The sequence below is a fragment of the Kitasatospora sp. NPDC057965 genome (genome assembly GCF_042887135.1).
In the GTDB taxonomy this organism is placed as follows: domain Bacteria; phylum Actinomycetota; class Actinomycetes; order Streptomycetales; family Streptomycetaceae; genus Kitasatospora.
In genome coordinates this window covers 51,961-78,576 of record NZ_JBHVPZ010000037.1, presented here as the reverse complement: position 1 = coordinate 78,576, position 26,616 = coordinate 51,961, and the positions used below count along the sequence as shown (strand labels likewise).

Here is a 26,616-nt window from a genome sequence, read left to right as displayed (position 1 = left end):
GGCGGGACGGCCAGCCGACGCCGTCGGCCGGTCGGCGTGGGCGCGGCGGGCTCGGGCGGCGCGGGCGCCGGACCGGCCGGCAGGGCGTGCTCCAGCCCCGGGTAGACGGGGGTCTCGGTGCCGCCGGGCAGGGCGAACCCGCCGGAGGAGTCCTCGGTGCCGGGCAGCGCGCGGCGGCGCCGGGACGGCCGGGGCTCGGCGTCCCCGCCGTCGTGGCCGGCCGGGGCCTCCGGGGCGGTGTCGCCGCCGCCCGGGCCCAGCGCGATCGGGGTGCGTGCGGCGCCCTCGCCGGCGGCGGCCCGGCGCTCGCCGTCACCGGGGGCCGCGCCGTTCGGCTCGCCGGGGCGCCTGTCCGGACGCCCGCCGTCGACCGGGACGGCGTAGGCGGTGCCGGAGCGGCCGTCGTCCTTGCCCCAGGGGTCGTTCTGCGGGCCGTTCGGGCCGCCCAGGCGCTGGCGCCCGTACGCGGGGTCGTTGCCGGTGCCGTTCCACTGCTCGGGGACGGCCCGTTCGATCCGGGCGGGGGCGTTGGGCCACTGGTCGGCGGGGATGTCCGGGGCGACGGCGCCGGCCGGGGCGGTGGGTTCGGCGGCCTCGCGGCCCGGCTGCTCCGGGGCGGCGGGCGGCAGCTCCACGGCCGGCCGGCCGCGGCGTCCGCGCCGCTGCTCGACCACCGGCTCCTCGCCCGGCGCACCGGTGGCCGGGGACGGTCCGGCCGCGGCCTCGGCTCTCCGGGCGTCGGCGGAACCGTCCGGCGCGCCCTCCCGGGGGCCCTCGGCCGGGGCCTTCGCGGGGGTGCCCTCGGCGGTGGCCGGCTCCTCGGCCGGGGCCGCGGCCGGCAGCTGCGGGATGCCCGGCAGGTCGGGCAGGACGGCGCTGTCGCTCTCCTTCGGCCGGTCCGACCGGCCCTCGGCGGACGCGCGCTCGGCGGCGGCCTTGGCGGCGGCCGGGTCCAGCGGCAGTTCCACGACGTACGTGGTGCCGGCGCGTCCCGGCAGCTCGTGCGGCTGGAGCACCCCGCCGTGGCGCTCGACCACCGCGCGGGCTATCGGCAGGTGGACGGGGCTGCCACCGCGTCCCGGGCCGCGGATCTCCACCCGGGCGACCTCGCCGCGCTGGGCGGCGGCGAGCACCACGGCCGGCGTGTCCGCGCCGGCCGGCGGCAGGGCGGGCGCGCCGGGGGCGGCGAGTCCGGGGGAGGGCAGTTCGGGGGCGACGTCGTCCAGCGCGAGGCCGATGCCGCTGACGTCGGCGACCAGGTGGGCCAGCGCGTGGGCGAGCCGCTGCTCGTCGGCGATCACCTCGACGGCGGCGGCGTGCACGGAGAACCGCACCCGGCCCGCGCCGACCAGCTCGCCGGCGTGCTCGACGGCCCGGCGGACCACCTTGTCCAGGGCGACCGGCATCCGCTCGGCGCTCTTCCGCCCGGCCTTGCCGCCTTCCGTACCGCCCTTGCCGCCGGCCGTGGCGTCCTTGCCCTCGGCGGCGCCGCTCTCGCCGGCCTCGGAGCGCTGGTGGGCCAGCACGCCCTCGATCAGCTTGCCGTAGCGGCGGCACTCGTCGGCCAGCCGGCGCAGGGTCCAGTTGGCCTCCGGCCAGAGCTGCCCGGCCGGGTCGGTGGCGAGCGCGTCGATCCGCCGGTGCAGCGCGGTCAGCGCGCCGCCCAGCTCGCTCTCCAGGACGGCGGTGAGGTGCTCGTTGCGGGCGACCAGCGCCAGCTCGCGGCTGCGGTCGGTGAAGGTCATCACGGCGCCGACCAGCTGGTCGCCGTCCCGGACCGGGGCGGTGGTGAGGTCGACGGTGACCGGGCGGCCGTCCTTGCGCCACAGCACGGTGCCGCGCACCCGGTGCTTGCGCCCGGAGGTCAGGGTGTCCAGCAGCGCGGACTCCTCCAGCGCCAGCGGGGTGCCGTCGGCGCGGGAGTGCTGGATCAGCGGGTGCAGCTCGCGGCCGCCCAGCTCGCTGGCCCGGTACTCCAGGATGTGCGCGGCGGCCGGGTTGACCAGGACGCAGCGGCCTTCGAGGTCGACACCGAGCACGCCCTCGGCGGCGGCCCGCAGGATCATCTCGGTCTGCTTGTGCTGGCGGCGCAGCTCCGCCTCGACGCCGAGCCGGCCGGTCAGGTCGCGGACCAGCAGCAGGAGCAGGTCGGAGGAGCGGGAGCCCTCGCGGTAGGGGTCGTAGGGCGCCGGGGGCGCGTAGCCGGCGCCGGTGCCGGTGCCGGTGCCGTCGTCGTCGAAGTCGTTGCCGGAGACCTCGACCGGGAAGGTGGTGCCGTCGGTGCGCCGGGCGGTCATCCGCACCGGGCGGTCGAGGGCCTCGTCCTCGCGGGCGGCGGGCCGCATCGAGCCGGGGATCCGACTGGGGTCGAACTCCGGGAGCAGGTCGAGCACGCCCATGCCGACCAGTGAGGTCCCCGGTGCCTGGAGCGCCTGGACGGCCGCGTTGTTGGCATCGACGACGGTGCCGTTGCTGTTCACCAGCAGCAGCGCGTCGGGCAGGGCGTCGAGTATGGCGGCGAGGCGAGCAGCGCCTCGGATCGGCCTGCTGCTCACGTCGACAGGTCTCCTCGGCTCAGGGCAGCTCTCTCCGGAGACGGCAGTATCTCATTCTTCTTTGCGGCGGGGACGACCCGCCTAGTAACGTTGGCGGCGGTTGGTGCCGGGCCCCCGGGTTGTGGCATCATCACAGGCACAAGGAACGGGTCCGCGCACGTGGGCTTGCTCCATGTGGAGGAGGCTTCGCCTAGTCCGGTCTATGGCGCCGCACTGCTAATGCGGTTTCGGGGTTATTCCTGATCGAGGGTTCAAATCCCTCAGCCTCCGCCAGCCGAAGAGCCCCGCCGACGATCTCGTCGGCGGGGCTCTTCGCATGTCCGGAGCACGCCCGGAGCACGTCCGGAGCATCTCCGGACATGATCGGAAGGGCGTTCGGCCGGTGGGTCCGGGGCGCCCGGATCAACCGATTTCGCCCCGCGCCGCAGGTCATGTAATGTTGTCCCCGCACCGCCCCGGAGGAACGTTCGCCAGGGCGAGCGCTCATAGCTCAACGGATAGAGCACTTGACTACGGATCAAGAGGTTGCAGGTTCGAATCCTGCTGAGCGCACCAAACCCCGCAAGACCGGGTCCGCCCGGCACTTGCGCTCATAGCTCAACGGATAGAGCACTTGACTACGGATCAAGAGGTTGCAGGTTCGAATCCTGCTGAGCGCACCAGCGAGAAGCCCCCGGCCATGGGCCGGGGGCTTCTGCGTTTCCCGGGCCCGTTCCGGCCCGGCCGGGGTGCCGCCCGGACACCCCTCGGCGCCCGCGACGGCCCGCGACCCCTGGCGGTACCTCGCGATACCTCGCTCAAGGGGTGAAATGCGGTTCTTTCGGGTACATCCCGTCCTGCCGGACGGAGGACCGCCAATCGGGTGTCATGCGGCCGAGAGCGCAAGTGTCGCCATATGACCGGCTCAGGATCGTGATTCCGTTTTGTCTGATCTTGTGTCCAGACTGCCCGGCCATCCAGGCCGCTCCGGCAGCCGATGCGAAGGAGAGCCGGATGAACCGACAGTTCCCGGCAGCGGCCGGCGCCGCGGTCCTGGCGACCGGACTGGTGATCGGTTGGAATCCGCCGCCCTCGGCCGCCCGGCAGGTCGAGCCGGACCGCCCGTCCGCCGGCCTCCACCAGGGCGGCGCCACCGCGCTCACCCTGTCCGAGTCCACCAACGACCCCGGCATCCGGCTGACCGGCACCGGCGAGCCGGGCGGCACCGTCGTGGTCACCGACCGGTCGCCCGGCGGCCAGGAGGACGACCTCTGCTACACGACCGTCGGGGCCGACGGCGGCTGGTCCTGCCTGCCGGTGGAGAACCTGGCGGACGGGCGGCACCGGCTCACCCCGTCCGCCGCCGACCTCGCCGGCAACCGGACCGCCGGCCGGCCGGCCGACCTGGTGGTCGACACCGCGCCGCCGGACCGCCCGCTGCTCACCGCGCCCGCCGCCGGGGAGACCGTCCGGGTCGCCCGGCCCCGGCTGTCCGGGAAGGCCGAACCGGGGGCGCGGGTGCTCGTCACCGCGGGGCCGGACAGTGGTGACGGGCCCGCGCGGATCGTCGCCTGCGGAGCGACGGCGGCGGTCGACGGCAGCTGGACGTGCACGGCCAACCGGGACCTGACGGACGGGGAGCGGTGGCTGATCGTCACGGCGACCGACCCGGCGGGGAACAGTACGGCGGCCGAGGCGGTGGTGGTCCGGGTGGAGGCGATCGGTCGGCCGGCGGCGACGACGCAGGTTCCGCTCCCGCCGTTCCCGACGCGGACGCCCACACCCACACCCACGCGCACGCCGTCGTCGGCGCCGACACCGTCGCCTGCGCCGTCGCCTTCAGCGTCGAAGGCCGCGGCGCCTTCGCCGGTGGCCACCCCCTCGCAGGACGCGCCCTCGGCTCCCCGGCCGTCGGCGGCCGCCCCGTCGCCGACGGTCACCGCGCCGCCGTCGCCGACACCCTCGGTCCCGGTACCGGCGCGACCGTCCCCGGCCGCTTCCGCTCCCACTCCCACTCCGGCCGGGCGGCCGTCGCCCGTCCTGCCGGCGGCCCCGGTCCCGACCGTCGCCGTTCCCGCCCCCGCTCCGGCCTCGCCCGCGTCCGCCGCCGTGCCCGCCACTGTGCCGGCCCCCGTTCCGAGCGGGCTGCTGCCGTTTGTCGTGCCACCGGCCATCGGCTCGCCGGCCGGGGCGGCGGCGCCCACTCCGACGCCGACACCCACGCCCGCACCCACGGCGCCCGGCCCGGCTCCCGCTCCGGCCCTGTCCGTCCCGAGCCCGACGTCCCAGGCTCCGACGCCCCGGGCTCCGGCTCCGTCGTCGGCCTCGGCCGTCCCCTCCGTCGCCTCCGTCCCCTCCCTCGCCTCCGCCGCCCCGGACCGGGAGCGGGCCGAGCGGGCGCCGGCCGCGCCGCCGCCGGGCGGGGCACGGCCGACGGTCCGGGCCGCGGGCGCCGCAAACAGCGCCGCCGTGGCCGAGACCGCCGCCGAGGAGCCGTCGTCGCCGACGGCCGCCGACCGACACCCGTCGGACGGCTGGCGGGGCGTGCTCGCCGCGGTCCTGCTGGTGCTCACCGGTATCGGGTTGATCACTCGTCGGGTGATCGGCCGGGGATCCGGTCCCGGGCGGCACTGAGCCGCTCACCCCTGTCCGCTCATGTGCCTGCGCGTCAGGTCCGGTCTCGGATGATTCGTCAGTAAATGTCGACACGCACCGGTTCAAATGTCGCATTTGATGACGTATGAACTTAGCCTGGCCCTGGCACTGCCCGTCAGATCCGGGCCGCCCGTTGCGCGACACACTGAACCTGAGGATCCGTGCATGGACGTCACCCGCGATTCTTCGCAGCGACCCGACCACCTGCCCAAGACGCTTCCCCCGGGAATGCCGGAACGTTCCGCCTCGGGCTCCAGCCCGCTGGCGAGGGCGACGAGGGCATCCAAGCCCGCCCAGCCGACCGACCACGGCCCGGCCACCACCCCGATCGCGGTGGTCCCGGGTCCGGCCGACGGCAGGCACATCGACCTGCGCGATCCGCTGGAGCTGGCGGACCCGGTGGACCCGGCGGCCCGCCCGACGCCGACCGCCCCGCTGCCGCCGGTGGCCTCGACGGTCCTGGCCGCGGACGAGCCGGAGGGCGCCCCGGCCGGGGCGGCGACCGCCGTCACCTCGCGCCGGCCCCCGCGCGCCGACCAGACGCTCCGTGAGCGCACCGCCGCCGCCCTGCCCGGCTGGGTCGCCCTGCTCGGGCTGCTGCTCGGCACGGCCGCCGTGCTGCTGGTGCTGCTGCGCGACGGTGTCATCCCGTACTGGGACGTGCTGCCCGACCTGCGCACGGAGGCCGCCCGGGCCGCCGGCGGGGCCGAGGTGACCGCCCGCTCGGTGGCCGCCGTGGCCGCCGCCGGGCTGCTCGTCGTGCTCTCGCTCGCGGGTCTGCTGGCCAACGCGGGCGGCGAGACCCGGGTGCTCACCCGCTGGGGCCGCTACCGGGGCACCGTCCGCCGCACCGGTCTGGTCTGGGTCAACCCGCTGCTGCGCCGCCGTCGGGTGGACGTCCGGCTGCGGCACTGGCGCAGTGAGCCGGTCAAGGTCGTCGACCGCACCGGGACCCCGATCGTGGTCCGGCTGCTGATCGTCTGGCGGGTCAAGGACACCGCCCGCGCGATGCTGGCGATCGAGGACCACGAGAGCTACCTGCGCGAGCAGGTCCAGGCGGTGCTCACCCGGACCGCCTCGACGCTGCCCTGCGACAGCAATGCGGCGCCCGGGCCCGCGCTGCGCGACGGCCAGTGGTTCGCTGACGAACTGACCAGGGCGCTGGCCGCCGAGGTCGCGCCGGCCGGGCTGGAGGTCTACTCGGTGCAGCCGCTGGCGCTGGACTACGCGCCGGAGGTGGCGGAGTCGATGCGCCGCCGCCGACTGGCCGACCTGGACGCGGGCCTGCGCACCGTGCTGGTGGACGACGCCGTGGAGGCGGCGGCGCTCGCCGTGCGCCGGCTGGAGCGCGCCACCGCGCACGAACTGGACGAGGCCGCCCGGAGCGCGCTGATGGAACAGTTGCTGGTCGCCTTCGTCGCCCCGGCCGGAGTGGCCGCCTCGGTACCGCCCCCGGCCGCCCGGGCCGGGCGGAAGGAAGGACGACCGGCATGAGGATAGCCACCGGCACGGACGCCGCCGCGGTGCTCGCGGACGCGGACGACACGGCGTTGATCGGCTTCGAGGAGAGCCTCGGTACGATCCCGGCGATCACCGGCTGCGCCTGCCCGAACTGCGTGGTGCGGCCGCGCGCCGCCCGCCCGGCGGAGCCGTACGGGGGAGGCCGAATACACCGGGCGGTGCGAAATACCTGCCTGGCCACCACGGTGCTGGCCGGCGCCGGAGTGGTCGGCCTGACGGCGGGGGCCGGGGCCGCGCACGCCGCGCCGGGCAAGCAGGGCTGGGACGGCTCGAAGTACTGGTTCAAGAACGGCGACGGCGAGTGGCGGTACACCAGCCACTACAGCGTGTACACCGAGGCCGTGGGGTCCGGCGATGCCGGCTCGGCCGGCACGCGGACGGCCACCAACGGCTCGGCCGGTTCCGGCGGGATGCGCCAGGGCTGGGACGGTGAGAAGTACTGGTTCAAGAACGGCAGCGGCGAGTGGCGGTACACCAGCCACTACGACGTCTACCTGAGCCGCACCGGCCAGTCCGGCGGCGGGGCGGCCGCCTCGGGCACCACCACCGCGCCCGCCCAGGCCGAGACCCGGTCCGGCGGCCGCCTGGAGTCCGCGATCGAGTACGCGCTCGCACAGCTGGGCAAGCCGTACGTGTGGGGCGGCGACGGCCCCTCCGGTTACGACTGCTCGGGGCTGGTGCAGCAGGCCTACCGGCGGGCGGGCATCAGCCTGCCGCGGGTGGCCGACGACCAGTACGCGGCGACCACGCCGATCGGCGCGGGGCAGCTGCGCCGCGGCGACCTGCTGTTCTGGTCGGACAGCGGCCGGGCCTCGGGCATCCACCACGTCGGGATCTACCTCGGCAACAACAAGTTCGTCGAGGCGCCCCGGCCGGGCAAGACGGTCCGGGTGTCGACGATCAGCAGCGGCTTCTACCCGACCCACTTCGGCCGGCCGTAGGGGAGGGCCCAGCGGCCCGGCCCGGGAGAACACGAAGGGGCGCGCCGTCCGGCTGCGGACGGCGCGCCCCTTTCGGGTGACGGTGCTCAGGCGGAGGCTTCGTCCAGCAGGGCGGTCTGCGCCGGGGTGAGCTCCAGCCCGGCGGCGGCCAGCAGCGGCGGGAGCTGGCCGACGGTACGGGCGCTGGCGATCGGGGCGGCGACGGTCGGCCGGGCCGCGAGCCAGGCCAGGGCGACGGTGGCGGGCTCGACGTCGTGCTCGGCGGCCACCGTGTCCAGCGCCTCCAGCACCTTGGGGCCGCGCGGGTCGCCCAGGTAGCGGCCGGCGCCCTCGGCCCGCGCGCTGGCCACCTCGGCGCCGCCCGGGCGGTACTTGCCGGTGAGGAAACCGGAGGCCAGCGCGTAGTACGGCACGGTGGCGAGGCCGTGCGCGGCGACCACGTCGGCCAGCGGGCCCTCGAAGGTGCCGCGGGAGACCAGGTTGTAGTGCGGCTGGACGGCGGTGTACGCGGCCAGGCCCTCGCGCCCGGCGAAGGCGAGCGCCTCGGTGAGCCGCTCGGCGCCGATGTTGGAGGCGGCGACGGCGCGCACCTTGCCCTCGCGCACCAGCGCGTCCAGGGCGGTGACGAACTCCTCCACCGGGGTGTCGTCGTCCTGGTGGGTGTAGTAGAGGTCGATGTGGTCGACGCCGAGGCGGCGCAGCGAGCCCTCGGCGGAGGCCTTGATGTTGGCCGCGCTCAGCCCGCGGGCCTCGGGGTGCAGGCCGACCTTGGTGGCGACGACCACGGAGTCGCGGTTGCCGCGGCTGCGCAGCCACTTCCCGATGATGGCCTCGGACTCGCCGCCGGTGTTGCCCGGCACCCAGGAGGAGTAGGTGTCGGCGGTGTCGACGAAGTTGCCGCCGGCCGCCGTGTAGGCGTCGAGGACGGCGAAGGACTCGGCCTCGTCGGCGGTCCAGCCGAAGACGTTGCCGCCGAGGGAGAGCGGGAACACCGAGAGCTCGGAGTTGCCGAGCTGCACGTAACGGGGGGCGTCGCTGCGGGAATCGGTCATGGTCCGAGTCAACCCGATCGGCCGGGCCGGCATTCCGTGAACGAGGCGTACTTCACACGCCCGTTGCACGTCCGCAGCACGGAGACCGGGTGTCGGGGTGGTCCGCGGATTCGTTAGAGTCCCTGCCATGGCTGACAACGAGTACGACCCCGCCGGCAGCACCCAGATGTTCCGGGCCTTCGTCGAGGAGACCCCGGCGCCGCAGGCGCCGGGCTCCGTCAACACCTACGGCAACACCGGCGGCGGCAGCCGGACCGGCGTGATCGCGATCATCGCCGTGGTCGCCCTCGCCGTGCTGGGCGCCGTCGTCTGGCTGGCCGTCAAGTAGTCCTCGCGGTGGAGTGCCTGGCGGTCCGGTGGCCCGCGGGTGTCGGTCCCTGTTCCCTCAGCAGGGCTTCCGCCAGGCGTCCAGTTCGAGCTTCTTCTGCATCGAGCTGAAGCCCAACGCCTTGGTGCGGCCGCAGAACTTCTCGGTGCCCAGCTTGTACTCGACGTGGAAGACCGCCTTGCCCGCCTGGACGAAGGGGGAGAGGCGGGCGCACTCGTCGAACTGCGCGCACTCCTCGTTGACGGCGAAGTCGAAGTCGTTCAGCAGCGCCGGGACCTGCTCCAGGTCGTTCTTCAGACCGATCGCCAGGCCGCGTTCGTGGGCGAGCGAGGCGAGCATGCGGTTGTAGCGGAGCTGGTCGTCCGCGGTCAGCGGGAAGCCGCTGTTCTGGTTGTAGGCCTCGATGGTGTCGGGCTCGACGGCGTCGAAGCCCTTCTGCCGGCACATGTCGAAGCGGGCCGCCATGAGGGGCTTCAGCTGGTCGATCTTGCGGATGTCGAACCACTTCTCGCCCTTCCAGCCGTTGCCCGAGCCCTGGAGGGCCTGGGCGAAGGCGGCGGAGTCGGGGCGGAAGTCCTCCCAGGAACCGGCGTTGATGTAGCAGATCACCTTGCGGCCCTTGGCGTGCAGGGCCGCGACCACGGAGGCGTCGGTCTCGAAGCCGTCGACGTCGTAGACGGGGACGTCGACGGACTGGTCGACGGAGCCGCCGAGTTGCCACTGCCAGGCGAGGCCGGGGGTGGGCTGCCAGCGGGCGCCGGTGGCGCCCGGCGTGCCGGGGGTCCCCGGAGTGCCGGGCGTACCGGGGGTGTTGGGCGTTCCCGGGGCGGCCGGGGTGGCCGGGGCACCGGGGGTGCCCGGGACGGCGGGGGTGCCGGGGGTTCCCGGGGTGCCGGACGGGGCCGACGGCCGGCCGGACGCGGTCGGCGAGCCCGGGCCGGTGGTGGCGTCCGGGGTGACCGGCGTGCCGGGGGTGCCCGGCGTGGCCGGTGCGTCCGGGGTGGCCGGGGTGCTCGGAGCGCCCGGGACGGGGGCGGCGGTGGCCGCCGGGGGCGCGCTCGCGCCGGTCTCGGCCGAGGTGTCGTCCTCGTCGTCCGAGCCGGAGCTGCTGCACGAGGTCGCCAGCAGCGCGGTGGCGGTGGCGAGGGCGAGGGCGGCCCACACGGGCCGGGTTGCGCGGGTCACGGTGCACGGACTCCGGATCGGGTCGGATGCGTTCTCAGATGGGTTCGGTGAGCGGCCGTCCGGCGGTCAGCTGGTGCGGCAGGGTGCTCCAGGGGTTCTCCCCGGCGCCCGGCACCGCGCAGCCGACCCCGGCCCGGCGGGCGGCGATCAACGCGGCCACCTCCGCGGCCCGTTCGGCGGGCACGTCGTAGACCAGGTGGCAGAACCGGGCGGCGGCGTGCCGGCCGGTCCACAGCGGCAGGGCCAGCGCCTGGTAGGCGGCCCAGTCGCCCTCGAAGGTGACCAGCAGATCGGCCAGGCCGACCTCGGCGTACCCGGGGTCCGGGTGGTCTCCGTGGCCGAACACCACGGTGGCGCAGCCCGCGGCCCGGGCCGCGGTGGCCAGGCGCCGGTAGTGCGGCAGCGCGCCGGGCGCGGCCGACACCTGGTCGAGGTAGACGCCGGAGATGCCGTGGCGCTGACGGTAGGTCAGGATGTCGTTCACCACGGCCGCGTGCGACCGCCGGCCGTAGTCGGTGTCGGCGTAGCCGAGCAGCGGCAGGCCGGCCTTGCGGAGCTTCTCGGCGGCCTCGGTGAAGACGTGGTCGGGCTCGCCCGGACCGTCGGCGAGGTTGAGCACGACGGCGGCGATGCGCTGGGGATCGGCGGCGGCGACCGCCTGCCAGGCCGCCGGGTCCACCGCGGGGTGGACGTACAGCGGCACCAGCAGGCGGCCGTCGGGGTGGTTGCCCCCGGTCATGCGGTGACCAGTTCGGTGGAGAGCCAGAGGTCGCGCAGCGTCTCGTCGAGCCCGGTCTCCGGGCGCCAGCCGAGCACCCGGGCGGCGGCCGACACGTCGGCCTGCTGCCAGGAGACGGCCGCGGAGCGCTCGGAACCGGCGCCGCTCTCGTCGATGCGGCCGGCGAACCCGGCCGCCGCGACCAGACCGTCGGCGATCGCCCGGACCGGCCGGGCCTGCCCGGAGGCCAGGTTGAGCACCCGGGGCAGCGCTTCCCGGGCGGTCACGGCGAGCGTGACGGCACGGGCGACGTCCCTGGCGTCGACGAAGTCGCGGTGGGCCGAGAGGTCCCCGACCCGCACCACTCCGTCGACACCCTCGGGCGCGGCCCGGCGCAGCTCGGCGGCGAGCCGGCCGGGCAGCGAGCCGGCCGGGGCCCCGGGGCCGACCGGGTTGAACACCCGCAGCACCACGGCGTCCAGCGGCGAGCCGGCCACCGCGAGGGAGCCGGCCAGCTTGGTGGCGCCGTAGACGCCGACCGGGCGGGCGTCGGCGTCCTCGGCGAGCGAGTCGCCGGGGGCGCAGACGCCGTACTCGCCGGCCGAGCCGATGTGCACCAGCCGGGCCTTCGGGGCGCCCCGGCCGAGCGCCTCGCAGAGCACGGCCGGCCCGCGGGCGTTGACCTCGGCGAGGGTGACGGCGCTGCCGGAGACGGCGCCGGCGAAGTTGACCACCGCGTCCGGGGCGAGCGCGGCCAGGTCCTCGCCGAGCGGGCCGGCCTGGGCGGAGGCCAGGTCGAGCCGCAGGTCGTGGTCGGGCCGCCGCCCGGCGGTCAGCACGGTGGCGCCGGGCAGTGCCCGCAGGGCGGCGGCGGCGTGCCGGCCGAGGAAGCCGTCGGCGCCGAGCAGCAGGATCCTCACGCGGCCCGTCCGTCGTTCTCGGGGCCGGCGGGGACGGTCGCGGCCGTGGCCGCGGTGGCCGTCGGCTGCCCGTCGGCGGCCTCGGGTGCGGTTCTGGCGGCGGGGATCGGCAGGGGCTGGCCGTTCGGCACGGCGTACAGGCCCTCGCCGGGGGCCGGGGCGGCGCTGGCCGGCTCGCCCGGGAGGAGCAGCGAGCGGTTGAGCGCGAACTCGGCGTTGGCGCGGTCGTAGTCGTCCGGGCGGCCGATGTCGAGCCAGTAGCCGTCGAACTCGTAGGCGGACGGCGGCGTCTGGGCGCCCAGCAGGTCCAGCACCAGCTCGTCGAAGCCCAGCGGCAGGCCCGGGGTGTACCGGGCGAGCGCGGCGCGGGAGACGCCGTAGACGCCCATCGAGACCCGGTAGTCGATGCTCGGCTTCTCCTGGAAGCCGGTGATCGAGCCGTCCTCGGCGGTCAGCACGCCGAAGTCGATCTTCACCTGGCGGGCGTAGGTCGCGATGGTGAGCGGGGCCCCGGACGCCTCGTGGTGCTTGAGCACCCCGGCGAAGTCCAGGTCGGTGAGGACGTCGCCGTTCATCACCAGGAAGTTGTCCGGCAGCCGGTCCTGCATGGTGAGCAGCGGGCCGAGGGTGCCGAGCGGGCTGTCCTCGACGGCGTAGCCGACCCGCAGCCCCCACTGGGAGCCGTTGCCGACGTAGGCGCGGATGATGTGCCCGAGGTGGCCGATGGCCAGGGTGACGGTCTGGAAGCCCGCGGCGGCGAGCTGGCGCATCACGATCTCCAGGATCGCGTGCTGGTCGCCGATCGGGACGAGTGGCTTGGGAAGCGCGGTGGTGTACGGGCGGAGGCGTACGCCCTTACCGCCGGCCAGGATCACTGCGTGCATGTGGTTCCCCCACAGAAGTCGGTTCGACAAGGGGCCTTCGGTGCCGGGAGCGGACGGAAGGCGGAGCCGGGTCAGACGTTGTAGATGTCGGTCTTGTAGCGGGCCAGGTTCGCCGGGTCGCGGAAGAACTCGATGGTCTGCTCCAGACCCTCGTCCAGCGAGAACCGGGGGGCCCAGCCGGTGGCGGTGCGCAGCCGGGTGGCGTCCGCGACCAGGCGCATGACCTCGGAGTTGGCCGGGCGGATGCGCTGCTCGTCCTCCTTGACGGTGACGTCCACGCCCATCAGCTTGCCGACCAGGGTGACCAGGTCGCCGACCGAGATCTCGCCGCCGGTACCGGCGTTGAAGGTCCTGCCGACCACGGTCTCGGCGGGGGCGGTGCCGACCGTGCGGAAGGCCAGCGCGGTGTCCTTGACGAACATGAAGTCACGGGTCGGACGCAGGTCGCCGAGGGTGATCTCGGTCTCGCCGGCGGCGAGCTGGGCGATCACGGTCGGGATGACGGCGCGCATCGACTGGCGCGGGCCGAAGGTGTTGAACGGGCGCAGGGTGACGACCGGGGTCCCGAAGCTGGCGTGGTAGCTGTCGGCCAGCCGGTCCCCGCCGGCCTTGGAGGCGGCGTACGGGGACTGGGTGTTGATCGGGTGGTCCTCGGTGATCGGCACGGTCTGCGCGGTGCCGTAGGTCTCGCTGGTCGAGGTGTGCACCAGGCGGGGGATCTCCTGGTGGCGCACGGCCTCCAGGACGTTCAGGGTCCCGGTGACGTTGGTGTCGACGTACGAGTGCGGGGCCAGGTAGGAGTACGGGATCGCGATCAGGGCGGCCAGGTGGTAGACCGCCTCGGTGCCCTTGACCAGGCCGTTGACGGAGCCGGGGTCGCGGACGTCGCCGAGGACGATCTCGACGGAGTCCAGCACCTCCTTCGAGAGGGTCTCCAGCCAGCCGAACGACGAGAACGAGTTGTACTGGACCATCGCGCGGACCCGGTGGCCGTCGGCCACCAGGGTCTCGACGAGGTGGGAGCCGATGAATCCCTCGGCTCCGGTGACGGCGACGCTGCTCATGGTGAATCGCTTCCTGTGTCTTCAGGGGACGTGTCGTGCGGGCCCGGCCGGGTGGTGCGACGGTGTGGTGACCCGGCCGGGCCGGTACGGGTGGTGCTGTTCCGTCGGTGCGGGTTCCGTGGTGCGCTGTTCAGCTGTTCGGCGGTGCCCGTTTCAGCGGTGCTTGGTGGTGCGGCCGAGCACGGGCCCGGCGGTGCTGGTGAGGACGGCCGCCGCACCCCCGCAGCCGATCAGCTGCAGGACGGTCGGGTCCCAACCGGTCAGCAGCCCGGCGCACTCGGCGCCCGCGGCTGCCAGACAGATGAGGGCGGTGCTCCAGCTGAGCCCGAAGGCGTTCAGCAGCAGCGCCAGCCAGAGCGAGCCGCCGAGCAGCAGCAGCGCGCCGAGCTCCGGGACGCCCAGCGCCGGGGCGCCGGGCCAGAGCACGGTGGCGGCGGCGTCGAGGGCGGCCACGGTGGTGAGGTAGATGAACAGGCAGCCGAGCAGCACGCCGCCGGTGCGGCGGGCGAACTCGACCGGGGTGTGACTGGTGCGCAGCGCGGCCACCGCCATCGCCCGGTAGCGGAAGAGCAGCCACTCGGCGAGGCCGAGGCTCAGCGTCAGGGCGATCATCGCCGGGCCGGTCGGGCTGGCCGAGGCGCCCTGGGCGCTGCCGGTGCTCACCGCCTGGTGGACGGTGACCCCGAGTCCGGCGATCAGGGTCAGCGTGCCGACCGCGAGTCCGAACAGCAGGTGCGGGATCTCCTTGTGCAGCGGCAGCCGCAGCGGGACGGGTTCCGCCTCGGCGCGCCGGCAGCGCAGCAGCTCGCGGGCGGCGAGCCCGACGGCCAGGCCGAGCGAGGCCAGCAGCACCGCGGTGCGGACGGCCTGCGGCACCGAGACGGCGAGCACCACGCCCGCGCCGACCGCCGACGGTGCCAGCGCCAGCAGCAGGAACTTCTCCCGGCCGAGCACCAGCAGCACGGTGGCGGCCGCCAGGTAGCCGGACTGCCCGGCGGCGAAGCAGAGCGCGCCCAGCGGTCCGCCGACCACGTACCCGGCGGCGGCCGCGGTCAGCGCGCCGAGCGGCGCCCCGATCGCCAGGCAGGCCGCGGCCGACCGGCGCCGGCCGCGGCCGAGCCAGGCGTACGAGCGGTGGGCCAGCGCCTGGTTCCAGGACCAGCTGACCAGGGTCGCGACGGACAGCGCGAGCATGCCCGAGGGCAGGCCGAAGCGCATCCGGTCGGCGGCGAACAGGTTGGCGCCGAGCAGGTAGCCGAGGCCGGGCAGGGCGAACACCAGGCCGCGCACGACGCACCGCCAGGGATCGGCCCGCCAGGGGTTGGCGAACTCGGCGCTCGGCCCGGGGTAGCGGCGCTCGACCCGTTCGAACAGCTCCTCGGCGACGGTGAACGCGTCGGGGCGGCCGTAGAGCAGACCGGCCTGTTCGTCGGAGAGGCCGTCGGCCTCCAGGAAGGCCGCGATCTCGTAGGGGTGGACGGCGTCGGCGCAGATGTCCTGCAGCCGATCGGCGAGTTCGTCCAGCGGGTCGGGGGAGAGTTCGAGCTGGTCCGCGTCCGGCCCGGGACGCTGCGCGGGCAGGGTCGGGCGCCGCCGCTTCAGCGGCAGCACCCGCAGCTGGACGGTCTCGTCGGCCTCGTTCGGAACGAGGCGCAGTGGCCCACTCATGTGCCCACCTCGCTGCGCTCGGCGGCCGCTTCGCGGGTCACGCACCTGTCGATGACGAGTTCGCTGCGCTCACTCATGCGCCCACCTCGCTGCGCTCGCGCTCGGTCGGCTGCTCCCAGTCCGGGTCCGGCGGTCCGTCGGTGACGGCGACCACGCCCTCGGGCAGCCAGCGGGCGGTGCCCAGCAGTTCGGTGTAGATGCCGCGGAAGCCGTCGATGTTCTGGCGGAGCGTGAACTGCTCGATCACCCGCAGCCGGGCCTGCTCGCCGAGCCGGGCCCGGCGCTCCGGATCGCGCAGCAGCTCGATCGCCGCAGCGGCCATGGGCTCGGGCTCGCGCGGCGGGACGACCAGGCCGGTGTCGCCGACCGCCTCGCGCACGCCGCCGACGTCGGTCGAGACGGTGGAGCGGCCGCAGGACATCGCCTCGATCAGGGTGAACGGGAAGCCCTCGCTGATCGAGGAGAGCATCACCACGTTCCCGGCCGCGTAGGCGTCGGTGATGTCCGCGACCCGGCCCTCGAAGACCACCGAGTCGCCGGTGCCGAGTTCGGCGGCCAGCGCCTCGCAGGCCTCGCGGTAGGCCTCACCGCCCTTGGGGGTGCCGCCGAACAGCCGCAGCCGGGCGTCGGGTATCTCGCGCCGCACGATCGCGAACGCGCGGATCAGCGTCTCCAGGTCCTTGATCGGGTCGACCCGGCCGGCCCAGCTGAGCGTCGGGGTCTCCGGCTCCGGCCCGGCAGGCGGGAAGGCCGCCGGGTCGACGCCGTTGTAGACGGTGCGGATGTGCGCGGAGGGGGTGCCGCCGCGCTCCTCCCACCGCCGGTTGTACCGGTTGCCGGGGGTGACCAGCGCGGCCCGCCGGTAGCTCTCCTCGGCGAGCATCCGGTAGAAGCCCAGCAGCAGGGCCTTGACCGGCCAGCGGTAGGGGCCGGTGCGGTAGCCGAGGTAGCGCTCGCGCAGATAGATGCCGTGCTCGGTGAGGAGAAACGGTACGCCGAACTGCTGAGCGGCTATCAGCCCCGGGAGTGTGGCCAGACCACCGCTCGCGGCGTGCGCCACGCCGTCGCGCGGCGGCTCGACCGACAGCGGGCGCAGCGCGTGCTCCAGCAGGTCGGTGGCGTTCAGCGCGTCGTGCATGGTGGGCCGGGAGACGGCGGTGGAGAGGTAGTCGCGGGTCCAGACGTGCTGGAGGGTGCGCAGGGCGCGCTCGCTGCGCAGCGCCGGGCTGAGCAGCCCGCGCTGGGCGAGGTCGGCGAAGCCGTAGAGCTCGGTGCCGAAGTGGGTGGTGTAGACCGGGTCCAGGAGGGAGTGCAGGAACCGTTCGTAGGCGTTGAGGAAGCGGCGCATCTCCTTGCCGCGCGGGGCCTTCGCCTCCGAGGCCGGGCCCCACAGCGGGGCGGTGGTGACCGACCGCACGTTGGCGGGCAGCTCCCAGGCCAGTGGTTCGTGGCCGGTGCCGGTGACGGCGATGATGTCGAAGTCGACGTCCGGCATGCCTTGCACGAGCTGGTCGCACCAGACACTCACACCACCGTGCTGGTGCGGGTACGTCCCCTCGGTGAGCAGGGTGACGCGCATCTGTGTCCCCCCTCCTGTTCTTGCCTCAAGCTCCCGGCCGAGCAGGCCGGTCCGGGTGGTGCCGGTGGCGGCCGCCGTGCTGCGGTCCGCCACCGGGTTCACCTGTCTAGCGGGTGCCGGGCGAGCCGGCGGTCTTCCTCGCGGGTTCGGCCTTCCCCCCGGAGGCCTTGCCGTGCTGCTGCGGAGTACCGCCGTGGCCGACGGCCTTTCCGTCGGTGCCGCTCGCCGTACCCGAAGTCGTACCAGCAGAGACGTTCCTGCCGGCAACCGGGGCCCCGCTACCGGGGATGAGAGTCGGCGCCTCGGTGCGGTCGGTGTCGCCCGGACCGGCCGGGACGGCGTCCACGGTGCCCTGCGGGACGACCTTGGTGTCGGCCGGGGCCGGGGCCGGGACGGACTTGGCCGCGAGGCTCGGGCTGGTGCCGGCCGGGGCGGCCGGGGTGCCCGTGGCGGGCAGCGTCAGCAGGACGCCGCTCTGCAGCTGGCCGGGCTTGACCCAGCCGGAGAGCGAGCCCGCGTAGGCGGTGCCGAAGCCGGTGGTGCCGATGGCGAGCTGCTGGACCGTGCCGGTCGGCATGGTGGCCTGGATCTGGACGCCGGCCGGGGCGCTCACCATGACGGTGTCGCCGGTGCGGTAGGCGGTGACCTGGCCGGAGGCGAGGGCGGCGTTCCAGGCTGCCCGCCGCTGGAACTCCTGGCCGATCTCCTTCTGCGCGAGATTCACGACCGGGGCGTTGTCGGCGTGCAGCGACCGGTAGGTGGAGAGGATCTTCTCCAGCACCGGGTAGACGATCCGGTCCTCGGACAGGTTCGACTGGTGGATGAAGTGCGGCCGCGGGTCGTTGTTCAGCACGTGGCCGAGGTCGATCCGGGCCTCCAGCGGCACGATGTACGACTGGTAGCCGGTGTTGACGTCCAGCGGCGTCGGCAGGCAGGTGGAGTTGGCGTTCTGGCAGATGCCGCTGCCACCGTTGGCGACGCTGGTGTAGATCCAGTTGTACTCGTCGGTCTCCTCCTTCGCCGTGGCGGCGTTGTAGAAGACGTTCATCGGGTAGCGGGGCACGGTCAGCGCCGCGCCGACGGCCCGCTGGCCGGTCTCGCGGGAGGCGTCGCTGGCGGTCCACTTGACCCCGTTGGCGGCGAGCGCCGGGGCCAGGTACGGGTTGTCGCTGGTCTCCTGAGGCGCGGTCAGCAGGCCGGAGTGCTCGCCGGTGACCAGCTCGGTCTTGTCCAGCTGCAGGCCCCGGGCGGCCGCCCAGTCCAGGTTGTTCTTGATCTGGGAGGAGATGGTGGCCTGGTCGACCCAGACGGTGCTGCCCGAGGAGGTCTTGGTGCACTTCCACGGCACCACCGAGACGTCCTGGAGGCAGCCCAGGTACGGGTGGGTGTAGGTGTGGTTGATCCACCGGTAGCTGGTCTGGTCGGCGATCATCTCGTCCACCACCGGGTCGGTGGTGGTCTCGTGGTCGGACTTCCAGTCCTCGCTGCCACCGCCGTTGAACACCATGTCCAGGGTGAAGCCGTGGTCGAGCTGCCACTGCTTGGCGTACTGCGCGTCGGCGACCGTCATCCGGATCGGGTTGGCGGTCTCCGGGGTGCCGGGCGGGCAGGTGACGTCGCCGGGGGTGCACTTGAGCACGGTGTCCCAGCGGTCGTCGGACAGGAAGACGTCGTCGACGTGGGCCGCGAAGTAGTTGCGGTCGTAGCCCAGGTGGACGCCCTGGGTTATCCAGTCGACTATGCCGCGGGCCAGCAGGCGGTACTGCTGCTGGTACTGGTTGTAGACGAAGGTGACGACCAGTTCCTTGCGACCGGCGTGCTGGTACTCGCCGACCAGCGAGCCCTTGGCGGTGCTGTTCGGGATCGGGACCTCGACCAGCGGGGTGAAGCTGGAGCCGGCCGGCAGGGTGGCCAGCGGGGTGGCCAGGTAGCCGTAGCTCTCCGAGACGGTCGGGTCGTTGTCCTCGAACGGGACGGCGCCCTTGAGGTAGTTGAACGGTCCGCTCAGACCGGCCGTGGTGACCTGGCCCTGGAAGCCGTCCAGGGTCCCCATGTAGCCGGGGTTGACGGCCCAGTTCAGGCCGACGTCGGGACGGGCGTAGGTGTACGCGTCGACCTGACGGACGTTGAACGCGGCCTCGTAGGCGGCGATCGCGGTCATCTCGGCGGAGCCGGCCGCGAACGGGTTGTCGTTCGGCAGCACGATGCCCTGGTACTTGCCGCGCGGCTGGCCGTTCAGCGTGTCGCTGAGGAAGGCCGCGTCGATCACCGGGCGGTTGGCGTCGTTGAGGTCGACGAGCTTGTACGGCGTGCCCTGGCTCTTGAGTTCGGCGGCGATCGCGGCCGTGGCCGGCCCGCCGTCGCTGATCACCAGGACCGTGAGATCGATCCGGGGCGTCGTGGTGGCGTGCGCGAGGGACGACTGCAGGCCTCCGGCCAGCAGAACGGCTGCCGCACAGGCGGCAACTCTTCGGGTCGCTCGACCCATGTTTTTCTTCCTCCCCTGGGCAGGGCGCTCCGCTGCTTGCGCTCGCCCGCCCTCGTAGCTGGTCGCGGGCAGCAGGCTGCCCGGCGCCCATCCTGATGGAACATCCGTAGCAGGAGGGACCGAACGGGCAGGAGTGCAGCGAATCTGTTACCAACGTTCATGGTCGTGCCATGAGGGCGCTGATTGTGGCCGAAAGCGCATCGGCCACGCAAATAATGAATTAAAAATTAAAACCCGGAACCTAGTGTTACCGCTGTTCACCCATCGTGCGGCCCGGTGGCTGAACGGGACCCTACACTGGCGGCGTTGCCCCTGACACTCTCGCACATCCTGCCGTTTCAGTGGGCAGGTTCATGCAATATCGCTCACGGTTGTGCAACGTCACCGTCCGAATATCCAATGGAGGCCGCCGAGTGACCGAGCCGCAGACCGAAACCGCCGCAATTCCGGCCGCCCGCAGCCTGGGTCTGCTCGGCGCCGTGAACGCCCGCGACCTGGGCGGCTACCGGACCGCGGAGGGGTTGCTGCTGCGGGCCGGCGTCGCCCTGCGCAGTGACGGCCTCAGCCGGCTCACCGACGAGGACCTCGCACGACTGGCCGGGCTGGGCCTACGGCGGATCGTCGACCTGCGTAGCCCGGCCGAGGTGCGCGAGGCCGGCGCGGACAGGATCGTCGACGGCATGGCGGTCCATCAAATGCCGGTGTTCGCCACCGACTTCGACGTCCACGCCACGCTGCGCGAGGCGCTGGCCGATCGCGATCCGGGCAGGCAGCGCGCCCTGCTCGGCGGGGGCCGCGCCGACGCCATGATGACCGGCCTCTACCGATGGTTCGTCACCGACCGGATCGCACGCGAACGGTTCGCCGGCGTGCTGCGGTTGCTCGCCGATCCGGACGGCGCTCCGCTGCTGTTCCACTGCTCGGCCGGAAAGGACCGCACCGGCTGGACGGCGGCCGTGCTGCTGACCGCGCTCGGCGTCGACCGGGAAACGGTGATGACGGATTATCTGCTCACCAACGAGCGTTCCGCCGCCGTCGTCACGACGGTCCTGGAGGGTTTCCGGACCCGCGGGCTGATGGACGAGCCCGAGCTGCTGCTGCCGGTCTTCCAGGCCGAACGGAGCTACCTGGAGGCGGCCTTCGAGGAGGTCGAGACCGGCTGGCCGGACTTCGGGGCGTTCTGGGCCGACGGCCTCGGTCTGGACGGGGCCGTGCTGGCGGGTCTGCGGGCCAATCTGCTGGCGCCCTGAGTCCCGCGGGCGCCCGGACGCGGCCCGGCGCGGTCCGGGGCCGGCCCCGGACCGCCGTGCTCAGCCCTCGGCGGTCAGGCCCTCGCGCAGCTGGGTGAGCGTGCGGGTCAGCAGCCGCGAGACGTGCATCTGCGAGATGCCGATCTCCTCGCCGATCTGCGACTGGGTCAGATTGCCGAAGAACCGCAGCATGATGATCCGGCGCTCGCGCGGCGGAAGCTTGGCCAGCAGCGGCTTGAGCGACTCCCGGTACTCCACGCCCTCCAGCGCGAGGTCCTCGTAGCCGAGCCGCTCGGCCAGCGGGCCCTCGCCGTCCTCCTCGCTCGGGCTGGAGTCCAGCGAGCTGGCGGTGTACGCGTTGCCGACCGCCAGGCCCTCCACCACGTCCTCCTCGCTGACGCCGAGGCAGGCGGCCAGTTCGGCCACGGTCGGGGAGCGGTCGAGGCGCTGGGAGAGCTCGTCGCCGGCCTTGGTGAGCGCCAGCCGCAGCTCCTGGAGCCGCCGGGGCACCCGCACCGACCAGCTGGTGTCCCGGAAGAAGCGCTTGATCTCGCCGACCACCGTCGGCATCGCGAAGGTCGGGAACTCGACGCCGCGCTCCGGGTCGAACCGGTCGATCGCCTTGATCAGCCCGATCGTGCCGACCTGGACGATGTCCTCCATCGGCTCGTTGCGGCTGCGGAAACGCGCCGAGGCGTAGCGGACCAGCGGCAGGTTGAGCTCGATCAGGGTGTCGCGGACGTAGGTGTGCTCCGCGCTGCCCGGATCGAGGGCGGCCAGCCGCCCGAACAGGGAGCGGGAGAGCGTCCGGGTGTCGAGCCCGGCGTCCGGCGCGGCCGCGGCGCGCTGGAGCGGGATCTCCGCGGCGCCGGCCGGTGCAGCGTGGATCTCCGCAGTGCCCACATCTGAGGACATGCACCCACCCCCTCGTGACTGACGGTCCAACGGGTGCCGCGGTCGGAACGTTCCCGTGCTCGCGCCGGCCCCCTCGCACCCTCCATACCGGCTCACGGTCCCCGGCAAACCCGAGCGTCGCAAGATGTCACGCGGCGGTGACGCGCCGCTATCGCGGCGTCACCCCCGGGGTGCGGTCAGTCCTCCCAGGAGTTGCCGGTCCGCAGCCTGGTCAGGATCCGCGACAGCAGCCGTGAGACGTGCATCTGGGACATCCCCAGCTCGGTGCTGATCTGCGACTGCGTCAGATTGGCGAAGAACCGCAGCATGACGATCCGGCGCTCCCGCTCGGGCAGCTGCACCAGCAGGTGGCGGACCATGTCCCGGTGCTCGACCTCGGCCAGCGCGGCGTCCTCGTAACCGAGCCGGTCGAGCAGCGCCAGCCCGCCCTCGTGCTCCTGGGCGGCCTCCAGCGAGGCCGCGTTGTAGGCCCGTCCGGCGTCCAGGCAGGCCCGGACGTCCTCCTCGGGGATCCGCAGGCTGGCGGCGATCTCCGGCACCTTGGGGGCCCGGCCGTGCACCACCGTCAGCTCCTCCATCGCGCCGCTGACCTGCACCCAGAGCTCCTGGAGCCGGCGCGGGACGTGCATGGTGCGGACGTTGTCGCGGAAGTAGCGCTTGATCTCGCCGAGGATGGTCGGCAGCGCGTAGGTGGGGAACTGCACGCCGCGGCCGGGATCGAACCGGTCGATGGCGTTGATCAGGCCGATGGTGCCGACCTGGACGACGTCCTCCATCGGCTCGCTGCGGCTGCGGAAGCGGGTGGCGGCGTAGCGCACGAGGGGGATGTTGACCTCGATCAGCGCGGCCCGGACCCGTTCGCGCTCGGGGGTGTCCGGGGGCAGCTCGGCGAGCCGCTCGAAGAGCACCCGGGTGAGGGTGCGCACGTCGACCGCGGGTCGGCCGCCGGGGCCGCGCAGGCGGTCCGGGCGGAGCTCGCCGGCCGGGCTGATCACGGCGGCCAGCACCTCGTCGTCCGGCGCGCTCCCTGGTGTCCGCACGGACACGTCACCCCTCCCATAGTCGACAACGGTGGGACCTGCGGACCGGGTGTCGCGTCTCGTCACCGCCCTCGCCATGTCCGGCAAAACCGGTCATAGCATCACAAGGCGGGCGCATGTCGGGCAAGTACCGCGCGGAGGTGTGTTGGTGCGCCGCAGGGCCGGGCGGGGTGCGGCGGCGGTGCGGGGGAGGGGCCGGGCCGGGACGGCGCAAGGCGCCCCGCCCGAATGCCGGGCGGGGCGCCGTGGGCCGTCGGGCTCAGACCTCGATGTCGGCGATCACCCAGGTGGCGAACTCGCGCCACTGCGCGGCCGCGGCCTGGTGGGCCGGGTGGGTGAGGTACGCCTGGAGCGCCTCGCGGTCCTCGACCAGGCTGTTGATCGCGTAGTCGTGGGCGATGTCGCGGTCGGTGGTGTTCCAGCCGCACTCCCACTCGCGCAGCTCGGGTACGAGCGGGCCGAGCTCGGCGAAGGCCTTGGCGCCGGCGAGCGCGCGCTCGTCGTCCTTGCTGACGCCTTCGTTGAGCTTGAACAGGACCAGGTGGCGGATCACGGTGCCGCTCCTCGCGGACGGGGTCGGGTGTCGGGCCCACCGTAGCCGGTGGGGTGCGGGCTATTTCACCAGGCCGGTCATGAAGGTGCCGACGGCCTTGGCGGCGTTCGAGATGCCTTCGAAGCCCAACTGGACCAGCTCGGCGGCCCGGGCCGGCGAGGTGATGATCGTGTAGAGCACGAAGATGAGCAGGAGGACCATTCCGATCTTCTTCGCCTGCGCCATCCGTGACCTTCCTCCCTGCCGTGGGCCGTCGTCGCTCGGTCCCCGAGCGGCCCGGTGCAACGGGCAGCTTATCCACCCGGACGGCCTATCAAGTGAGCGACGCGTTCACCTGCCGGGACGAAGGTCCCCGCGACAGGGGCCTTTCTCCGGGTGCCGGGGGCGCCGGAGGGCGGCAGGATGGTTGATGTACCGAGGATCTGGCAGGAATCCCCGGTACGTGGATCCGGAGCTCCCCGCTGTGGGACCGGGCGCCGCGGCTTCCCCCCGACGCGGCCCCGGTTGTGGGACTCCGCCGGGGGAGCGGTCAGTCCCCCCGAACCGCTCCCCCTCTTCCAGGCTCCGTACTCGACAGGCGTTGGTGGTCATCGGCCGACGGGTACGGAGCCCTTTCCGCGTTCGAGGGTGCGCGGGAACGCCGAAGGCCCGTCCGGTGAACCGGACGGGCCTTCGGGCCTGCTGGCGGTAGCGGTGGGATTCGAACCCACGGTGGAGTTGCCCCCACACACGCTTTCGAGGCGTGCTCCTTTGGCCGCTCGGACACGCTACCGAGGGGAACTCTACCGGACGGGTGGCGCGGGAACGAAATCCGTTCCCGGGGCGGGTTCAGCGGTGGGTGTCGAAGAAGGCGCGCAGCTGCTCGCCGCACTCGTCGGCGAGGACGCCCCAGATCACCTCGGGGCGGTGGTTGAGCCGCCGGTCACGCATCACGTCGAAGAGCGATCCGGCCGCGCCGGCCTTCTCGTCGAGGGCGCCGTAGACCACGCGGTCGATCCGGGAGAGCACGATCGCGCCCGCGCACATGGTGCAGGGCTCCAGGGTGACGACCAGCGTGCACCCGCTCAGCCGCCACTCGCCGAGCTTCGCGGCCGCCTCGCGGATGGCCACCACCTCGGCGTGCGCGGTCGGGTCGCCGACGGCCTCGCGCTCGTTGTGGCCGCGGCCGAGGACCTCACCGTCCGGGCCGAGGACGAGCGCCCCGACCGGGACGTCCCCGGTGGCCGGCGCCAGTGCGGCCTCGGCGATGGCGAGGCGCATCGGCGCCGCCCAGCGGTCGCGGACCGGGTCGGGGCGGACGGGAGCGGGCAGCGGCGGGATCGGGCGGACGGACTGCATGGCATCCAGTGTCGGGCATGGCGCGGGTCCGGCCGTCCGGACGGCGGACACGGGGCGTTACCGGACGGCCTCCAGGACCTCGCCGCAGCCGAGCGCCTCGGCGATCTCCTCCAGGGCGTCACCGGGCACCGCGCCCTCGCCGCTGAGGGCGGTCAGCTCGTCGGCGGCGAGGCCGAACTCGGTCAGCAGGTGGGCGTCGCCGAGCGGGCCGACCGGGACGCCGCCGGGGTCGTCGCCGTCCTCGTCGTCCTCCTGCTCCTGGGCCTCGGTGCCGTCCTCCAGCTCGGCGACCAGGTCGTCGAGGTCGCCGAACTCGCTCTCGCCGGCCTGGTCCACCAGCTCGTCGGTGAGGACGGAGCCGTAGGAGCTGCGGGCCGCGGCGGCGCCGTCCGAGACGAAGATCCGCGGATCCTCCTCGCCGTCCACCCGGACGATGGCGAACCAGGCGTCCTCCTGTTCGATGAAGAGCAGGACGCTGTCGTCGTCCTGGGCCGCCTGACGGGCCAGGTCGGCCAGGTCGGCGAGGGTTTCGACGTCGTCGAGCTCCGTCTCGCTCACATCCCACCCGTCCTCGGTGCGAGCAAGCACTGCAGCGAAGTACGCCACCAGGGACACTCCCAAGATCTCGGTCTCGGCTGTCGGCGCTCGCGGGCGACGCGGTACTGGCCGCCCCCGCGCCAGAGGCGGTCCGCTGTTCGGACCGTCCCATCGGAATCGTGACAGAAAGCAAGGCTCTGCGGGGGGTGTTCTGCAGCGCGTCTTTGCAGGTCGTGTCGGAAGGGTTGGCCGTCGGACGGTGAACGGACGACCGGGTGGCAGCGGGAGTGTGGAGAAGCCGTGGAGGGCCTGTCAGAAACGGAAGGTTCGCATCCGCATGGCCTCGCGCATCCGGCGCTCCTTGGTCCGGCGGGGCTGCACCCGCTCGCGCAGTTCGCGGGCCTCGGTCAGCTCGCGCAGGAAGACGGCGCGGCGCCTGCGGCGCTCCGCCTCGGTCTCCGGCCGGTCCGGGGGCGGGCCCGAGTGGGGGCCCGACGGGGTTGCGGCCCCGTCCGCCGAGCCGTCCCCGGGGTTCGGGTTGCTCGTCATAGGACCTGACTTTCCCAGATCGGCCGGATTGATACCACAGGAGGCCGATCCGTCCGGACGTTCTCGGCGGGTCACGGCGCGTGACGGCGAGTGACGTGCGACCCGTCACCCGCCCGGCGTCGGGCGCGGCCCGCCCTGGCACGGCGTGTCGTACGGGCGTCCGTACCCGGGCTAACCTCGATGCATGCGGATCCACGTCGTCGACCACCCCCTGGTGGCCCACAAGCTCTCCACCCTGCGCGACGAGCGCACCGACTCGCCGACCTTCCGTCGCCTGACCGACGAGCTGGTGACCCTCCTCGCCTACGAGGCCACCCGGGACGTCCGCACCGACGAGGTGGAGATCACCACCCCGGTGGCCGTGACCACCGGCACCCGGCTGTCCTACCCGCGCCCGCTGGTGGTGCCGATCCTGCGGGCCGGCCTCGGCATGCTGGACGGCATGACCCGGCTGCTGCCGACCGCCGAGGTCGGCTTCCTGGGCATGGTGCGCAACGAGGAGACCCTGGAGGCCTCCACCTACGCCACCCGGATGCCGGACGACCTCTCCGGCCGCCAGGTGTACGTGCTCGACCCGATGCTGGCCACCGGCGGCACGCTGGTCGCGGCGATCCGGATGCTGATCGAGCGCGGCGCCACCGACGTCACCGCCGTCGTGCTGCTGGCCTCGCCGGAGGGCGTCGCGGTGATGGAGCGAGAGCTGGCCGGCCTGCCGGTCACCGTGGTCACCGCGGCCGTCGACGAGCGGCTGAACGAGAACGGCTACATCGTCCCGGGCCTCGGCGACGCGGGCGACCGGCTGTACGGCACGGCGGGCTGAGTCCCTCCGGCCCACCCGAACGAAGCGAAGCCCCCGGCGCGGTGCCGGGGGGCTTCGTCCGTCCTGCGGGGTCCGGT

General features: G+C 73.7%; 22 protein-coding genes, 4 tRNA genes and 1 pseudogene. 9 read left to right on the top strand and 18 right to left on the bottom strand.

Annotation, left to right across the window (positions count from 1 at the left end; genetic code table 11):
* On the bottom strand, nt 1–2,555 hold a 2,555-nt coding region (locus tag ACFVVU_RS34080), incomplete at its 3' end, for a PAS domain-containing protein (protein ID WP_387793882.1).
* A gap of 179 nt (nt 2,556–2,734) precedes the next feature.
* Between ACFVVU_RS34080 and ACFVVU_RS34075 the strand changes: the two genes are divergently transcribed.
* The 6 genes from ACFVVU_RS34075 (at nt 2,735) to ACFVVU_RS34050 (ending at nt 7,651) form a co-directional block, all read left to right on the top strand.
* A tRNA-Ser gene (locus tag ACFVVU_RS34075) sits at nt 2,735–2,828 on the top strand.
* A gap of 206 nt (nt 2,829–3,034) precedes the next feature.
* Nucleotides 3,035–3,110: transfer RNA gene (locus ACFVVU_RS34070), tRNA-Arg, on the top strand.
* A 31-nt stretch (nt 3,111–3,141) separates the two neighbouring features.
* Nucleotides 3,142–3,217, top strand: a tRNA-Arg gene (locus ACFVVU_RS34065).
* 331 nt (nt 3,218–3,548) lie between these two features.
* Entirely contained in the window at nt 3,549–5,168 is a 1,620-nt protein-coding gene (locus tag ACFVVU_RS34060) for an Ig-like domain-containing protein (protein ID WP_387793881.1), read from the top strand.
* Nucleotides 5,169–5,417: 249 nt separating this feature from the next.
* Complete coding sequence (locus ACFVVU_RS34055) at nt 5,418–6,683, top strand: SPFH domain-containing protein (protein ID WP_380688904.1); 1,266 nt, start codon at nt 5,418–5,420, stop codon at nt 6,681–6,683.
* A complete protein-coding gene (locus tag ACFVVU_RS34050) occupies nt 6,680–7,651 on the top strand; it encodes a C40 family peptidase (protein ID WP_387793880.1) in 972 nt (323 codons plus the stop codon). The genes ACFVVU_RS34055 and ACFVVU_RS34050 overlap by 4 nt, the downstream gene beginning before the upstream one ends.
* 86 nt (nt 7,652–7,737) lie before the next feature.
* Here ACFVVU_RS34050 and ACFVVU_RS34045 read toward each other — a convergent pair whose 3' ends face one another.
* Nucleotides 7,738–8,703, bottom strand: coding sequence for an aldo/keto reductase (locus ACFVVU_RS34045; RefSeq protein ID WP_380681725.1), 966 nt, complete (start codon nt 8,701–8,703; stop codon nt 7,738–7,740).
* A gap of 127 nt (nt 8,704–8,830) precedes the next feature.
* Between ACFVVU_RS34045 and ACFVVU_RS34040 the strand changes: the two genes are divergently transcribed.
* Nucleotides 8,831–9,031, top strand: a complete 201-nt coding sequence (locus tag ACFVVU_RS34040; protein ID WP_380681723.1) for a hypothetical protein — start codon at nt 8,831–8,833, stop codon at nt 9,029–9,031.
* Nucleotides 9,032–9,088: 57 nt separating this feature from the next.
* Here ACFVVU_RS34040 and ACFVVU_RS34035 read toward each other — a convergent pair whose 3' ends face one another.
* From ACFVVU_RS34035 to ACFVVU_RS34000, 8 genes and pseudogenes are all read right to left on the bottom strand, one after another.
* Entirely contained in the window at nt 9,089–10,216 is a 1,128-nt protein-coding gene (locus ACFVVU_RS34035) for an endo alpha-1,4 polygalactosaminidase (protein ID WP_387793879.1), read from the bottom strand.
* Nucleotides 10,217–10,250: 34 nt separating this feature from the next.
* Complete coding sequence (locus tag ACFVVU_RS34030; protein ID WP_380681719.1) at nt 10,251–10,955, bottom strand: spherulation-specific family 4 protein; 705 nt, start codon at nt 10,953–10,955, stop codon at nt 10,251–10,253.
* Nucleotides 10,952–11,854 (bottom strand): NAD-dependent epimerase/dehydratase family protein, encoded by a 903-nt coding sequence (locus ACFVVU_RS34025; RefSeq protein ID WP_387793878.1) that lies wholly within the window; start codon nt 11,852–11,854, stop codon nt 10,952–10,954. The genes ACFVVU_RS34030 and ACFVVU_RS34025 overlap by 4 nt, the downstream gene beginning before the upstream one ends.
* 176 nt (nt 11,855–12,030) lie before the next feature.
* Nucleotides 12,031–12,738, bottom strand: a pseudogene (locus ACFVVU_RS34020) (NDP-sugar synthase); the annotation flags it as partial.
* 71 nt (nt 12,739–12,809) lie between these two features.
* The gene (locus tag ACFVVU_RS34015; protein WP_355360689.1) at nt 12,810–13,802 is read right to left on the bottom strand and encodes a GDP-mannose 4,6-dehydratase; all 993 of its coding nucleotides are present in this window, start codon (nt 13,800–13,802) and stop codon (nt 12,810–12,812) included.
* 153 nt (nt 13,803–13,955) lie between these two features.
* Nucleotides 13,956–15,470 carry a hypothetical protein gene (locus tag ACFVVU_RS34010; RefSeq protein ID WP_380681715.1) on the bottom strand — a complete coding sequence of 505 codons (1,515 nt, stop codon included), beginning with the start codon at nt 15,468–15,470 and terminating at the stop codon, nt 13,956–13,958.
* A 73-nt stretch (nt 15,471–15,543) separates the two neighbouring features.
* Complete coding sequence (gene pelF / locus ACFVVU_RS34005) at nt 15,544–17,049, bottom strand: GT4 family glycosyltransferase PelF (protein ID WP_380681731.1); 1,506 nt, start codon at nt 17,047–17,049, stop codon at nt 15,544–15,546.
* 106 nt (nt 17,050–17,155) lie between these two features.
* Nucleotides 17,156–19,537 (bottom strand): hypothetical protein, encoded by a 2,382-nt coding sequence (locus ACFVVU_RS34000; protein WP_387793877.1) that lies wholly within the window; start codon nt 19,535–19,537, stop codon nt 17,156–17,158.
* A 413-nt stretch (nt 19,538–19,950) separates the two neighbouring features.
* Between ACFVVU_RS34000 and ACFVVU_RS33995 the strand changes: the two genes are divergently transcribed.
* Nucleotides 19,951–20,787 carry a tyrosine-protein phosphatase gene (locus tag ACFVVU_RS33995; RefSeq protein WP_387793876.1) on the top strand — a complete coding sequence of 279 codons (837 nt, stop codon included), beginning with the start codon at nt 19,951–19,953 and terminating at the stop codon, nt 20,785–20,787.
* A gap of 60 nt (nt 20,788–20,847) precedes the next feature.
* Here ACFVVU_RS33995 and ACFVVU_RS33990 read toward each other — a convergent pair whose 3' ends face one another.
* From ACFVVU_RS33990 to ACFVVU_RS33955, 8 genes are all read right to left on the bottom strand, one after another.
* Nucleotides 20,848–21,702 (bottom strand): RNA polymerase sigma factor SigF, encoded by an 855-nt coding sequence (locus tag ACFVVU_RS33990; protein WP_355360674.1) that lies wholly within the window; start codon nt 21,700–21,702, stop codon nt 20,848–20,850.
* Between the two features lie 176 nt (nt 21,703–21,878).
* Nucleotides 21,879–22,748, bottom strand: a complete 870-nt coding sequence (locus tag ACFVVU_RS33985; protein ID WP_380681708.1) for an RNA polymerase sigma factor SigF — start codon at nt 22,746–22,748, stop codon at nt 21,879–21,881.
* A gap of 253 nt (nt 22,749–23,001) precedes the next feature.
* Entirely contained in the window at nt 23,002–23,295 is a 294-nt protein-coding gene (locus ACFVVU_RS33980; protein ID WP_355360671.1) for a Dabb family protein, read from the bottom strand.
* Nucleotides 23,296–23,355: 60 nt separating this feature from the next.
* A complete protein-coding gene (locus ACFVVU_RS33975) occupies nt 23,356–23,496 on the bottom strand; it encodes a hypothetical protein (RefSeq protein WP_320437731.1) in 141 nt (46 codons plus the stop codon).
* Between the two features lie 481 nt (nt 23,497–23,977).
* Nucleotides 23,978–24,067: transfer RNA gene (locus ACFVVU_RS33970), tRNA-Ser, on the bottom strand.
* Between the two features lie 56 nt (nt 24,068–24,123).
* Nucleotides 24,124–24,633 carry a tRNA adenosine(34) deaminase TadA gene (gene tadA, locus ACFVVU_RS33965; protein ID WP_355360667.1) on the bottom strand — a complete coding sequence of 170 codons (510 nt, stop codon included), beginning with the start codon at nt 24,631–24,633 and terminating at the stop codon, nt 24,124–24,126.
* A 57-nt stretch (nt 24,634–24,690) separates the two neighbouring features.
* Nucleotides 24,691–25,191, bottom strand: a complete 501-nt coding sequence (locus ACFVVU_RS33960; RefSeq protein WP_380681706.1) for a hypothetical protein — start codon at nt 25,189–25,191, stop codon at nt 24,691–24,693.
* Nucleotides 25,192–25,482: 291 nt separating this feature from the next.
* Nucleotides 25,483–25,719 carry a hypothetical protein gene (locus ACFVVU_RS33955; RefSeq protein ID WP_380681704.1) on the bottom strand — a complete coding sequence of 79 codons (237 nt, stop codon included), beginning with the start codon at nt 25,717–25,719 and terminating at the stop codon, nt 25,483–25,485.
* 184 nt (nt 25,720–25,903) lie between these two features.
* On the opposite strand from ACFVVU_RS33955, the gene upp reads away from it, so the two are divergent.
* Nucleotides 25,904–26,539 (top strand): uracil phosphoribosyltransferase, encoded by a 636-nt coding sequence (upp, locus tag ACFVVU_RS33950; RefSeq protein WP_355360658.1) that lies wholly within the window; start codon nt 25,904–25,906, stop codon nt 26,537–26,539.
* The last annotated feature ends 77 nt before the right edge of the window (nt 26,540–26,616 follow it).